The sequence below is a fragment of the Neisseria sp. HMSC061H08 genome, from assembly GCF_001836795.1.
In the GTDB taxonomy this organism is placed as follows: Bacteria; Pseudomonadota; Gammaproteobacteria; order Burkholderiales; family Neisseriaceae; genus Neisseria; species Neisseria subflava_A.
On the sequence record NZ_KV830576.1, the window covers coordinates 32,978 to 33,202 of the forward strand.

The window sequence follows — 225 nt, forward strand, 5'->3', positions numbered from 1 at the left end:
AGCCGCCTTCGGGCGGCTGTGTGTTGAAACAAGCGAGCCAAGAGAGGACGGCGGACTTGATATAGCCAGCCGCCTTCGGGCGGCTGTGTGTTGAAACTGCTATCGCATATCCTTTTATCTTTCGTGGATTCCCAGCCGCCTTCGGGCGGCTGTGTGTTGAAACCGTTTTGGCGTTGCCATAGTTTTTTAAAAAATCCCAGCCGCCTTCGGGCGGCTGTGTGTTGA

The 225-nt window shown here is 55.1% G+C and carries 1 protein-coding gene; it reads right to left on the bottom strand.

The window, feature by feature from the left end; all coding sequences use genetic code 11:
* On the bottom strand, window positions 1-225 hold a 225-nt coding region (locus HMPREF2675_RS11475), incomplete at both ends, for a hypothetical protein (RefSeq protein WP_210399852.1).